This is a genomic window from Neobacillus phoenicis (assembly GCF_047302305.1).
GTDB lineage: Bacteria > Bacillota > Bacilli > Bacillales > Cytobacillaceae > Neobacillus.
On record NZ_CP154847.1, the window covers coordinates 2,815,204 to 2,827,925 of the forward strand.

Below are 12,722 nucleotides of genomic sequence, written 5' to 3' on the forward strand. Positions count from 1 at the left end.
CCCATCATGGTCGAACCAAAAATAGTACAGTCTATACCGGAAATAGAAATGATTAGAAAAAAGGATGTCAGTCGAAAAAAATATATAGAAATTATATCTATTTTTAAAAGTAATAAAATGGGCATGGTTGGTATCAGCATTTTCATTTTCTTCGGCTTAATAGCGCTAATTGGGCCAATTATTTTTCCTTATAATCCATTACAAATTGGATCTGGCAATGAGGTATTACAACCTCCAAGTAGTGAACACTGGCTTGGAACGGATGACTTAGGCAGGGATGTGTTCTCTGCGTTGATTTCAGGTTCGCGTGTATCATTAGGGGTTGGAGTTCTTGCAACCGTTATTACTATGTTAGTTGGTACCTTTATTGGTATTGCTTCAGGATATAGTGGAGGTAAAGTAGATACCATTTTAATGAGATTTACGGAAATTTTCCTTGTCTTGCCTTGGCTGCCTTTGATGCTAGTGTTAGCTGCTCTTTTAGGCTCTAGTATTTGGAACATTATTTTGGTCATTGGACTTACTAGCTGGTCTAGTACAGCTAGAATTGTTCGCGCACAAACATTATCGGTAAAAGAAAGACAATTTATTGAACGGGCAAAGGCCATTGGAGCGAATGATTTCTATATTATGTATAAACACATATTGCCAAACGTATTTCCATTAATTTTTGCAAATACCATTCTTGTATCGGCTGTGGCTATATTGTCAGAAACTAGTCTTAGTTTCTTAGGAATGGGGGATGCATCCCATCCGAGCTGGGGAATGATGTTACATTACGCCTTTACTTCAGGGGCTGCTAGTGTAGGAGCCTATTGGTTTTTATTGCCGCCTGGACTATGTGTAGTAGGGGTTGTACTTGGTTTTACATTCCTGGGATATGCATTCGATGAATACTTCAACCCAAAGCTACGGAGGAAATAATATGAGTCTACTAGAAGTAAAGGATTTAAAAACATATTTTCATACAAAAGAAGGGATAGTTAAAGCTGTAGATGGAGTTACCTTTACTCTTGAAGAAGGGGAGGCTATTGCTCTGGTTGGGGAATCAGGTTGCGGAAAAACAACAACAGCTTTATCTATTACAAAGCTTCTGCCACAGGAGGGTCAAATAGCGGGGGGAAACGTCCTTTTTAATGGAAATGATCTGGTCAAAATACCTCATGGAAAAATGAGGAGAACCCGCTGGAATGAAATATCAATCGTTTTTCAAGGTGCGATGAACTCTTTGAATCCTGTAATGAAGGTCGGGGACCAAATTATTGAGGCCATCATGTTACATAAAGGCAGCAGCCGTATGGAAGCTAAAAAGAAAGTAAAGGAACTTTTTGAATTAGTAGAGATTAATAGTGAACGCATAGACCAATATCCACATGAGTTCAGCGGCGGAATGAAGCAGCGTGCCATGATTGCGATGGCATTAGCCTGTGATCCAAAGTTGATTATCGGGGATGAACCAACCACTGCTCTAGACGTTATGGTTCAAGCCCAAATTCTTAATTTGCTCGAAAAACTTCGAAAGGATCTAAATATGTCTATGATTCTCATTACTCACGATTTATCAGTAATGGGAGAAACATGTGATAAGGCGGCCATCATGTATGCGGGGAAAATTGTTGAATTAGGAAGTGTGGAAAATATATTAGAGAAGCATCTACATCCCTATACAGAAAAGCTAGTACAGTCTTTTCCAGATATTTATGGAACTAGAGAAATGATTTCTTCCATACCAGGTTCCCCTCCAAATCTCTTAAATCCTCCTGGTGGTTGTTTATTTCATCCACGATGTGAGTTTGCAACGGAGGAGTGTCGTTCAAAAGAACCTGTCTTAAAGGAAGTCTCTCCTAATCATTTTGTATCCTGCCATGTAAGAGGAGGGGTCATGTGACTAACGTTGTTGAAGTAAAAAATTTAAAGGTTCATTTTGATGGTTACCAAGGATTTTTAAAGGATTTTTTCTCAAAAGAAAAAAAACTCATAAAAGCTGTTGATGGCATTGATTTGGAAATAAAAAAGGGTGAAATTGTTTCCCTTGTCGGAGAGAGTGGAAGTGGTAAGACAACAACAGGTAAAGCGTTACTCAGTTTAACACATCAAAGCGAGGGAGAGATTCTCTTTGAAGGAGAGTCTGTCTCTCAAAAAAATAAAAAAGCGATGAAATTGTTCCGTCAGAAAGCTCAGATGATTTACCAAGACCCTTATCAATCACTAAATCCGAGAAATATGATTTTGGACATAGTCGCGGAACCGTTAGTGGTCAATAAACTGGTCACGTCAGAACAGGAAAAAAAGGAACGAGTCATACAAGCCTTGGAAAGTGCAGGTATAAAGCCAGCCGAACGATTTATGTATAAGTACCCTCACGAATTAAGTGGTGGTCAAAGACAACGAGTAGTCATTGCAAGTGCGTTAATTTTAAATCCTTCTTTTATTGTGGCTGATGAGCCGGTTTCCATGCTGGATGTTTCGATCCGCGCGGATATTTTAAAGCTTATGGTTGAGCAGAGAGACGAAAAAGGTATTTCATACCTCTTAATTACCCATGACCTTTCATTAGCATGGTTGATTTCTGATCGAATTGCCATCATGTATTTAGGAAAAATCGTAGAGATAGGTGACGCTGAACTTATTGCAGGTTCTTGTATGCATCCTTATTCAAAAGCATTAGTTAGTGTCATGCCTGTTCCGAGAAAAATGAAAAATAGAGAGAGAATCATTTTAAAAGGTGAAACTCCTAATCCAGGACGAATCCCAACAGGCTGTCGTTTTCATCCACGCTGCCCAGCAGCAACGGATCGATGTAAAACAGAAGAGCCTGCACTAAAAGAAGTGGATTCAGGCCATTATGTTGCTTGTCACCTTGTATAGAAGGAGGAGAATCTTTTGGATAAATTAACTCAGTTTTTGGAGAGGGAAAGAAGCGAAGTCATTCATTTGAGCAAACAAATATTCAATCATCCAGAGCTCGGCTTACAAGAACAATTTGCTTCTTCTATCATGTGTGAATATTTGCAGTCAAGGGGTTTTACAGTCACGAAAGGTGTGGGTGGTTTACCAACTTCATATATAGCTAGTTTTGAAGAGGGGGAAGGGGGCTATCACATAGCTTTTTGTGCAGAGTACGATGCACTACCAGAGATTGGGCATGCTTGTGGTCATCATCTAATTGGAATGGCAAGCGTTGCTGCTGGTGTCATGTTGGCTGAACGTTTAAAAGAAGAAGGAATTCCTTTCCGGGTGTCTGTAATAGGTACACCCGATGAAGAAGGGACTGGCGGTAAAATCGATTTAATTCATGAGGGTGTCTTCAACGATGTTGATCTAGCCATGATGTTTCATCCCGGATTTAGTACGGAGATTCATGTTCAATCTCTTGCTTTCCATTCTTTTGAATTTATATTTCATGGGCAAACAGCCCATGCTGCTTCGGAGCCTTGGGAGGGAAGAAATGCCCTTGATGGGGTTATTCAAACATTTAATGCAATTAACGCATTGCGGCAGCATGTGAAACCCGATGTAAGAATACATGGAATCATTAAAGAGGGTGGATTAGCTACCAATATTATTCCCGAGCGTGCCATAGCAGAATTTTGTGTCCGTTCTCAGGACAATGTCTATCTCGAAAAACTAGTGGAAAAAATTAAAAATTGTGCAAAGGGCGCAGCGTTAAGCACTGGGACGGAACTTGAAATAAAAAAAATTGGCCATTCCTATGAAGCCATGAAAAGCAATCGAGTATTAGGTGATGTTTTTCAAGAATCTTTAGATGAATTGCATTTTATTGATCCTTCCCAATATGAAGAAGGAATGGGCTCCATTGACATGGGGAATGTAAGCAATGTCGTTCCTGCCATTCATCCCGTCCTATCATTAACTGATCAATTTGTTCCAGGACATACGGTCGAATTTGCTGAGATGTGTAATACGGACCAAGCTTATGAGACAATGTTGTTAGCAGCAAATGCTATGGCGTTAACAGGATTAAAAGTAATGAAAAACATGGGATTACAAAATAAAATTCGATCTGAATTTTTAGGGAATATAAAATAAATTTTTTCAACTGCACGAGAAATCATTGGTGGTGGAAAGATGGTAAACGAGCAAATAGAAGATTATGTGTTTCATAGGGACTTTTCAAAAACGTATCCTATTATCACGCATGGTAAGGGGATCTATCTATATGATGAGAATGGAAAAAGGTACATGGATGCCTGCTCAGGAGCAGTCGCCGCGAACTTAGGCCATGGTGTGGAAGAAATAGCAGAAGCCATGGCTTTTCAAGCAAAGAAGGCAGCCTTTGTCCATACCATGAGATTTGAAACAGAGGTTTTGTTCCAACTTGCTGAAAAAATTGCAAAGCTAGCACCTCAGTCATTGAAGAAGGTTTATTTTACATGTGGGGGATCGGAAGCAAATGAAAGTGCTATCAAGCTTGCAAGGCAATATCATAAGAATGCTGGGAGAAATGATAAACACATTGTCATTGGCAGATGGCAATCCTATCACGGAAACACGTTCGGTTCACTATCAGCAGGTGGAGACATAAAACGTCGTCAGACTTACACTCCAAATCTACTTAATTTCAACCATGTACATTCCCCTAACTGTGCGAGATGTCCGTATCAAAGAGAGAAAGAGGACTGCGAATATAAGCAAAATTGGTCATGTGTACGCGACTTTGAAAGCGTTATCACGGAGATTGGACCAGACAATATTTCTGCCTTTATTGCTGAACCCATTGTAGGCAGTCAGCTAGGTGCTGTCAGTCCCCCTGAGGTCTATTTTAAAGAGATTAGAAAGATTTGCGACAAATACAATATTGTTCTCATAGTAGATGAAGTAATGACAGGCTTTGGTCGAACTGGGAAAGATTTTGGTATCCAACACTTTGGAATTGTGCCAGATATTATTACGTTTGGGAAAGGAGTATCTGCTGGCTATGCTCCACTAGCGGGTATGATTGTTCACGACCGAATTGTCGATAGTCTAATAGAAAATAGTAAGGGGAAATTTGTTCATGGATTTACGTACAGTGGCCATCCCGTTTCAGTTGCAGCTGGTCTTTCTGCTTTAACTATTTATGAACGGGAAGGGATTTTAAAAAACGTCCAAGTTGTTGGAGATTATCTAAAACAACAGCTATTTGCCCTGAAAAAACGCTGTCCTATCATATTTGATGTGCGTGGTGAAGGCCTATTATTAGGAATTGAATTAGCTATTGATGGAGAAAGAGGAACACCTTTCCCAGAAGAGTTCCATGCTTCCGAACGGATCAATAGCATCGCAATGGACCTTGGAGCTGTGTTTTATCCAGGAAGTGGATCGATTAACGGCTATTTAGGAGACCATTTATTAATCTCACCACCGTTGACGGTTACCACGGGTGAGATCGACGAAATGGTAAGTATTCTAGAAAATTCCTTGAAGATTTATTTCGAAGAGCTAAAGGAGGAAGAAACGTATGAAATTACAAAATAAATCAGATGAAATTAAAGAAAAGGCAAAAAAACATTTATCTCCCGTTTTAACGAGGGTAACAGAATTAGTTATAGAAAAAGCAAAAGGTGCCAGATTTTGGACGGCAGATGGAGAGGAATACATTGACTTTGTATCCGGTGTGGCTGTAAATGCTGTTGGTCACGCCAATGATGCAATGGTTCAAGCAATTAAAGAACAGGCAGAGTCATTTATTCACTTCGGTCTGAACTATGGTTACTATGAATCAGCTGCAAATCTTGCAGAAAAAATTGCAGAAATTACACCAGGTGAATTAGATACAGTATTCTTTGCGAATTCCGGCGGTGAAGCTATTGATGGTGCATTAAAATTGGCTAAAGCAGCTACAGGCAGACCAGGAATCATTGCTTTTGAGGGTTCTTTCCATGGAAGAACACTTGGTGCAACTGCAATTACTGCTTCTAGCTCCAAATATCGGAAAAACTATGAACCTATCTTAGGTGAGGTGTACCATGCTCCTTATCCTTATCCATCTCTATTAAAATGTGTGAACGAAGAAGAGATTGTTCCTTATTGTTTACACCAGCTTCAAAAAATCTTTGAATTACGGATTGATCCATCCCGAGTGGCAGCTATTGTGATTGAACCTGTGATTGGTGAAGGAGGATACTACCCAGCACCTGCAGAATTTCTCCAAGAACTTAGAAAAATAACAGAAAAACATGGCATCCTATTAATCTTTGACGAAGTGCAAACTGGTTTTGGGCGAACAGGGAAAATGTTTGCGGCTGAGCATTCTGGTGTAACACCTGACATTATGGTTCTCGCAAAAGCACTTTCAGGTGGAATGCCGCTTGGAGCGATTGTAGCGAGTAAAGAGCTTCATGAAAAATGGCCAGTAGGGGGACATGGTTCAACCTTTGGAGGAAACCCCATTTCCTGTGCAGCAGCACTAGCAAATATTACTGTAATTGAAGAGGAAAAACTAGTAGAACGAAGCAGGGATTTAGGAGCAAACATTGTAGCACGGTTAAAGGAATCACTAGAAGGGTTAGCTGGGATTAAAGAAGTACGAGGATTAGGAATGATGATTGGTATCGAATTTCAAGAGGATTTTGCAAGTCATGTTGTTCCAGTTATCAAGCAAAAGTGTTTGGAACAAAAGCTTCTCATTATGAATTGCGGAGTACAAGGACAAACAATTAGGTTAATGCTCCCCCTCAATATTAATGAAGAGGATTTACATGAGGGCCTATCCATTTTAGAAGAGGCGATTAAAGAAACATTATAAAGGAGGTCAAACAATGATCCAACAAGCTGAGAAAAAAGGATTGTATATAAATGGTTCTTGGATTCAAGAAGAGGAACAGGAATTTTTTATAAGTATCAACCCTGCGACAGAGGAAGTGGTGGGCTACTGTGCGGCTACAACCCCGTCACAAGTGGATGATGCGGTAGAAAGTGCCCGAATGGCCTTCAAAAAGTGGAAAAACACCCCATTGCCAGATAGAGCCCAATTTCTATGGAAAGCTGCAAAGGCTTTTGAAGAGAAAAAGGAGTTCTTAGCTCAAATGATGACACAGGAAATGGGGAAGGTATTAGCGGAATCCCTTGGTGAAGTGGGTGTCGTCATTGAAACCTGCAAATATATGGCGGGAGAGGGAAGAAGACTTTTTGGTGAAACCGTTGGTGCGGGTGCTGAAAACCGCCATATTATGATGGTCCGTGAGCCGATGGGTGTTGTCGCTTGTATCACACCTTGGAACTTCCCTGTCTCATTGGCAGGCTACAAAATTTTAGCTGCCCTAATTAGTGGGAATACCGTTGTATGGAAGCCAGCCTCTGAAGTTGCTCTTTCAGCACAAATTTTTACAGATATTTTCCATGAAATTGGGCTCCCAAAAGGAGTCTTAAACTTAATTACGGGATCAGGAAGTAAGGTCGGGGCAAAGCTGGCTGAACATAAGGATGTAAAGGTCATCTCATTTACCGGTTCTACGGAAGTGGGGATTAAACTATCAGAAACAGCGGCCAAGACATTAAAAAGAGTAGCTTTAGAGCTTGGCGGGAAAAATGCTGTTATTGTGTTGAAAGATGCAGATCTAAAACTTGCCGCTGAAGCGATTGTTAAAGCTGCGTTTACAACAACGGGGCAAAGATGTACGGCTGCTAGCCGGGTCATTGTTGAATCAAAAGTAAAGGATGAATTACTAAACCGAGTTGTTTCTCTAACTAAACAACTAAATATAGGAAATGGCCTTGAACCAGGTATTGACATTGGTCCACTAACCAATAAACAGCAGATGGATACTGTTGAAAAATATGTAGCCTTAGCTGTTGAACAGGGAGCAATGATAGAATGTGGCGGTAAACGATTAGCAAGTGAAAGAGGATTCTTCTATGAGCCTACAATCTTAAGTAATGTGAAAAAAGAGGATGCGGTTGCTCAGGAAGAAATCTTTGGTCCAGTTTTAGCTTTTATCGAAGTTAATAGCTTTGAAGAAGCGATTGAAGTGAATAATGACACCATTTATGGGTTATCGACTTCATTGTTTACGAACAGCCTTTACTATGCAAATCGTGGGGCGAAAGAACTTGAAAGTGGGTTAGTTTATATTAATAACGGGACTTCCAACGCAGAACTTGGTGTAGCATTCGGTGGAACGAAACAATCAGGAAACGGACATCGCGAGGTATCCCATCATGCTTTTGATGTGATGACAGAGTGGAAATCAATTTATACTACCTATTAGTATTAACAGTGGAGTCCTTCAAAAATAGTTTCATATATTTAGTGCATTACTTATTATTATAAGGGAGATGTTTAATGAAAAAGCTTCGAGTTGGAATCGCTTTTTTCTATCATGAATCTCACAGTTTCGCTCCTTTAAAAACTGATATTGAAGCATTTTATAATGAGGGTTATTTTAAAGGAGAAGAAATTTTTTCTGCTTATACAGGGACAAAAACAGAAGTTGGCGGCTTTTTGGACGTGCTTACAAAGGAAGAGCAAATTCAAGTCGTTCCACTTTTATGTGCAGCGGCGACACCAGCAGGACCGGTAACGAATGAAGCCTATCAGCTAATAGAAAAAGAAATGCTGACGGAATTAGAGAAGGCCGGCAATTTAGACGGTTTGTTATTAGCTCTACATGGTGCCATGGTCGTAGAAGACCTCTTTGATCCTGAAGAGAATCTGTTAAGGGAAATTAGAAAAATCACAGGGAATGATATTTCGATTGCAACGACTTTAGATATGCATGCAAATGTAAGTGCGAGGATGTTAGAGCATACTCCTTATCATTTTGGATTTAAAACCTATCCCCACGTTGATATGTATAATCAAGGAGTTAATGCAGCTAAATTACTCCTTGAGGTCTTATTAGAACAAAAAAAATATGTCGCTTCCTTCATCAAGCTACCCATGATGCCACCTTCTATTAACATGCGTACAGTAGAAGGTCCTATGCATCATTTGATTGAACTAGCTTTAAAACTTGAAGGAGAACCTTCTATTATTAATGCTTCTGTATTTGGCGGATTTCCGTATTCCGACATTCCGATGGTTGGGGCTAGTGTTCTTGTTATTGCAAATGACAAAAGCAGTGCAGATAAGGCGGCTAGTAAATTAGCAAATAAATTTTGGGAGCTTCGGAATGAATTTATTATGCGGCTCCCAACTGTTAAAGAAGGAATGAATCAGGCTTTGTCATTAAAGGAAGAAAAACCTATTGTTTTGGCTGATATCTCTGATAACCCATTAAGTTGTGGCAGTGGTGACACGACCCTTTTATTAAAAGAGTTTATCAACATGAATCAACCCCACACGTTGTTTGGTGGATTGACTGATCCTGAATCGATTGAAAGATGTCAGAAGGCTGGAGTAGGAAATATGGTCATGCTTGACCTAGGAGGGAAAACTTCTCCTGAGTTTGGTAGGCCTGTTCAAGTAAGAGCAAAGGTGCTGGCTCTTTCAGATGGAGTTTTCTACAATAGCGGTCCCTTCAATCAACATTTAAGAATGGATGTGAAAGGGGCAGCTTATATTAAAGCGGGAGAAGTGGATATTCTTCTCATCGGGCGCCCTATGTCAGCAAATGACCCGGAAATGTTTCGACATATAGGTATTGAGCCAACCGCTTATTCTATTTTAGGGTTAAAAGTGAAAAATCACTTTCGGGCAGCTTTTGATCCTTTAATTAGTAAGGTCATTTATGTAGATGCGCCAGGAGTGGCATCTAATGATTTACAGCATTTTTCTTATAAAAATATCCCAGAGAAAATATGGCCGCTTAAAGATATAGATTATGCTGTATTAATGGAGGTATAAGATATGACAGTTATGGAAAAGAATTTTTATATTGATATTCCTGTAAAATTAACGCCGGAAGACCAAAAAATGATGATGGAGTTGGAAAATGATGCATTTCCAGGCACAGGTGCCGTTGACGAACAGACACTTGTGCCTATAGCTCGCTTTGGAAAACTCATTTTATATAAACAACCAAGTGATGACCGTCCTGTGGCCGTTTGCGAGTGTATGAGAGATTATAAGAATCCCAATAAAGCCTATATCTTTGGCTATTATGTTCGCTCCGATTATAAAGGCAAGGGAGTCGGAAAAATATTCTTGCAGGAAGTAAGTTCTATTCTGAAAAATGATGGGTTTTCTGTTGTTTGCTTAACTGTTAGTGTGAAAAACCTTCCTGCTGTAAAGTTATATGAAAAAGAAGGATTTGAAATTAAAGAAACAAGATACTCTGAGTTTGGAGTAGGGGAAGATCGTTATTATATGGAGAAAGCACTTTAGTTCTAGATTGAATTGTATAAAAAAGCTGCAGACTGAAATCAGGCTGCAGTTTTTTTATTTGGCTCTGTTATCATTCATTGTTGATTTAAGTGTAGGTAGAAGAATTATTAAGCGGAGAATTTCCGTCTATTGTATATAGAGGCAGATTAATAAGCAGAAATAAGCGGAGAAATTCCCTTTAACTGCTCTAAAATAAGACAAAATCCAATGATTTGGATCATATAAACGGAAAAATTCCCCTTATTTTTAAGGAAATAACGGCATTTCCCAATTTAAGCGGAATTTTTCCGTTTATTTTTCAAACACTATAAATTCAACATACAGTGATAACAGAGCCTTTTATTTAAGAAAAGTCTGTTTCAATACTGTTTTTAGTATTCTAGGGTGCATGAGTGTTGTCATTGGATGAATAAGGTTCATAACTTTATATAATGAGTTATAAACATATTGATTTCGCGACGAAATAAGAAAGATATTTTTGGCGTACCATTGTTGAATGAAGATTCCCATAGGCTTTTTTCCCTTTGTTTCTGGATAACGAAAATCTTCAGTCATGACCATATTCCATATAGGAGAAATAATTTTCGTAGCCTGTTTATGAAACGTAGTTGCAATTTTTTTCATGGAACGGTCACTCTTCTTAAAAAGTCGTTGGAGCGCAAGTGCTTCTAAAACAGATATACTCATGCCTTGTCCAAAAACAGGATCAATTCTGCAAATTGTATCACCTATAACTAAAAGACCTTCTGGAAAATGTTTAACTTTTTGATATTGTCTCCAAACAATTTGGGGTACCCGGTAAATGGAGGTGCTTGATAAAGGGATAGCATCCTTAATTTCTTCATAGATATCTAGTTTTGGCAATTTTTTTGCGAGTTCTATAAAGCCTCCATCCACATTAAGGTCTTCTTTTTCATTTATTATATTATGGTAGCCATTAATTGTGACGAGGAAACGATTTCCCTCTACTTTTGAGATGGTACCACCCATTTTCTCTACTGGAGGATTGGGATATAAAATTTTTATTGCCCAGTCTCTGTCTTGATTATTAGCTAATTGAAAGGTTCTACTAATGTAACTTAAGCCTATATTAGCCTTTCTTTCAGGTATATGTATTCCTAGTTTTTCAAACCACTTAGAGGTAATACCACTCACACCACTAGCATCCACTACTAAGTCTGCAAGTATCTTTTCTTTAATGCCACTTCTATTAATAACTTCAACGCCAAAAATGATATTCTCTTTTTCTTTATATATAAAGTTTTGGACCACTTGGTTGTACTGAATTGTTACATTCGGTATTCTCTTAATATATTGTTCTATGTGCCATTCTAAATGGGGACGTGTTTGAAGGATTGTGGAATATTCACCTTCAAATCGTAGCTTCCAAACACCATGATGAAACCATACAAGATCTTTTGTAGAATTTATTTTTATGGCCCCACTTGAATAAAATCTTTCAGTAATTCCTGGAAATAAGGATTCCAGTCCGGATTCACCAGCATGGAGAAGTGCGTGTATATGCTCGCCTTGTGGAGTACCCTTTCTAGGGAACGGGCCTTCAGGTTCCTGATCACGTTCTAGGATGACTACCTCATGAAAAAAATCAGACAACACACGAGCCGCTAATTTTCCTGAGATTCCACCACCAATCACTACTGCTTTTTCCTTTCGAGACAAAGGCTGAACACCTCACATATCTATTTTTCTTCTTACTAAAGATAGCATATTATTTTCATTAGGGATATATTGTTAACTCGAGTCAGGTATTAAAACATTAAGACAGTCAATAAATTTAAAAGCAGTATAATAGGATTACATTTTATATTTTTGGAGTTGAGTCGGTTGAGTCGTTTATTTGCTAAATGGTATGACTTTTTTATGAATCCGCTAGAGAAAAAGAAGTTTAAGAGGATAAGAAATGAACTTATTTCAAAGGCAGAGGGGAATGTCCTGGAAATAGGGGCAGGGACTGGAATCAATTTCCCTTTTTATAAAGGAGTAGAAAAGGTGACTGCAATAGAACCTAGTCCCCATATGATTGAACGTTCGCTATCAAAAATGAAACAAACGGTTACCCCTATCGAAATGGTTCAGGCAAGTGCAGAGGAATTGCCTTTTGAAGATAATACATTTGATACAGTTGTAGCAACTCTTGTATTTTGTACGATTCCCAATCCTAAAAAAGCTCTTTTAGAACTGAACCGGGTATGCAAACCTGAAGGGAGAATTCTGCTATTTGAGCATGTAAAAATGAAAAGTCAATTTTTAGGTGCACTTCAGGAGTGGTTAACTCCAGCATGGAAAAAAGTCTGTGATGGTTGTTGTTTAAATCGGAACACAATGGAGTTATTTCAAGAACACGGAGTCTCAATAAATAGTATTGAAACATATTATAGTGATTTATTTATTTCTATAGTGGCGACCAATAAAAAATAGATAGACTAGGCACATT

The 12,722-nt window shown here is 38.8% G+C and carries 11 protein-coding genes; 10 read left to right on the top strand and 1 reads right to left on the bottom strand.

What is annotated here, in order from left to right:
- Positions 1–6: 6 nt before the first annotated feature.
- The 9 genes from AA0X95_RS14670 (at position 7) to AA0X95_RS14710 (ending at position 10,267) form a co-directional block, all read left to right on the top strand.
- On the top strand, positions 7–924 hold the full coding sequence (locus AA0X95_RS14670; RefSeq protein ID WP_413299013.1) for an ABC transporter permease: 918 nt from the start codon (positions 7–9) through the stop codon (positions 922–924).
- A 1-nt stretch (position 925) separates the two neighbouring features.
- Positions 926–1,888, top strand: coding sequence for an ABC transporter ATP-binding protein (locus AA0X95_RS14675; RefSeq protein ID WP_413299015.1), 963 nt, complete (start codon positions 926–928; stop codon positions 1,886–1,888).
- Positions 1,885–2,868 carry an ABC transporter ATP-binding protein gene (locus AA0X95_RS14680; protein WP_413299017.1) on the top strand — a complete coding sequence of 328 codons (984 nt, stop codon included), beginning with the start codon at positions 1,885–1,887 and terminating at the stop codon, positions 2,866–2,868. The genes AA0X95_RS14675 and AA0X95_RS14680 overlap by 4 nt, the downstream gene beginning before the upstream one ends.
- A gap of 15 nt (positions 2,869–2,883) precedes the next feature.
- On the top strand, positions 2,884–4,050 hold the full coding sequence (locus tag AA0X95_RS14685; RefSeq protein WP_413299019.1) for a M20 family metallopeptidase: 1,167 nt from the start codon (positions 2,884–2,886) through the stop codon (positions 4,048–4,050).
- A gap of 39 nt (positions 4,051–4,089) precedes the next feature.
- The gene (locus tag AA0X95_RS14690) at positions 4,090–5,478 is read left to right on the top strand and encodes an aspartate aminotransferase family protein (protein WP_413299021.1); all 1,389 of its coding nucleotides are present in this window, start codon (positions 4,090–4,092) and stop codon (positions 5,476–5,478) included.
- Positions 5,462–6,748, top strand: a complete 1,287-nt coding sequence (locus AA0X95_RS14695) for an aspartate aminotransferase family protein (protein ID WP_413299023.1) — start codon at positions 5,462–5,464, stop codon at positions 6,746–6,748. The genes AA0X95_RS14690 and AA0X95_RS14695 overlap by 17 nt, the downstream gene beginning before the upstream one ends.
- 13 nt (positions 6,749–6,761) lie before the next feature.
- Positions 6,762–8,210 carry an aldehyde dehydrogenase family protein gene (locus tag AA0X95_RS14700; RefSeq protein WP_413299025.1) on the top strand — a complete coding sequence of 483 codons (1,449 nt, stop codon included), beginning with the start codon at positions 6,762–6,764 and terminating at the stop codon, positions 8,208–8,210.
- A 74-nt stretch (positions 8,211–8,284) separates the two neighbouring features.
- On the top strand, positions 8,285–9,787 hold the full coding sequence (locus AA0X95_RS14705) for a M81 family metallopeptidase (protein WP_413299027.1): 1,503 nt from the start codon (positions 8,285–8,287) through the stop codon (positions 9,785–9,787).
- 3 nt (positions 9,788–9,790) lie between these two features.
- On the top strand, positions 9,791–10,267 hold the full coding sequence (locus tag AA0X95_RS14710) for a GNAT family N-acetyltransferase (protein WP_413299029.1): 477 nt from the start codon (positions 9,791–9,793) through the stop codon (positions 10,265–10,267).
- Positions 10,268–10,606: 339 nt separating this feature from the next.
- Here AA0X95_RS14710 and AA0X95_RS14715 read toward each other — a convergent pair whose 3' ends face one another.
- On the bottom strand, positions 10,607–11,947 hold the full coding sequence (locus tag AA0X95_RS14715) for an FAD-dependent oxidoreductase (RefSeq protein ID WP_413299031.1): 1,341 nt from the start codon (positions 11,945–11,947) through the stop codon (positions 10,607–10,609).
- Between the two features lie 165 nt (positions 11,948–12,112).
- Here AA0X95_RS14715 and AA0X95_RS14720 point away from each other — a divergent pair, with 165 nt between their 5' ends.
- Positions 12,113–12,706, top strand: a complete 594-nt coding sequence (locus AA0X95_RS14720; protein ID WP_413299033.1) for a class I SAM-dependent methyltransferase — start codon at positions 12,113–12,115, stop codon at positions 12,704–12,706.
- Positions 12,707–12,722: the final 16 nt, after the last annotated feature.

What these genes read in the sequence shown, in the direction of transcription:
- AA0X95_RS14670 (WP_413299013.1), top strand. Translation starts at nt 7, where the DNA reads ATGGTCGAACCAAAAATAGTACAGTCTATACCGGAAATAGAAATGATT.
- AA0X95_RS14675 (WP_413299015.1), top strand. Translation starts at nt 926, where the DNA reads ATGAGTCTACTAGAAGTAAAGGATTTAAAAACATATTTTCATACAAAA.
- AA0X95_RS14690 (WP_413299021.1), top strand. Translation starts at nt 4,090, where the DNA reads ATGGTAAACGAGCAAATAGAAGATTATGTGTTTCATAGGGACTTTTCA.
- AA0X95_RS14695 (WP_413299023.1), top strand. Translation starts at nt 5,462, where the DNA reads ATGAAATTACAAAATAAATCAGATGAAATTAAAGAAAAGGCAAAAAAA.
- AA0X95_RS14700 (WP_413299025.1), top strand. Translation starts at nt 6,762, where the DNA reads ATGATCCAACAAGCTGAGAAAAAAGGATTGTATATAAATGGTTCTTGG.
- AA0X95_RS14705 (WP_413299027.1), top strand. Translation starts at nt 8,285, where the DNA reads ATGAAAAAGCTTCGAGTTGGAATCGCTTTTTTCTATCATGAATCTCAC.
- AA0X95_RS14710 (WP_413299029.1), top strand. Translation starts at nt 9,791, where the DNA reads ATGACAGTTATGGAAAAGAATTTTTATATTGATATTCCTGTAAAATTA.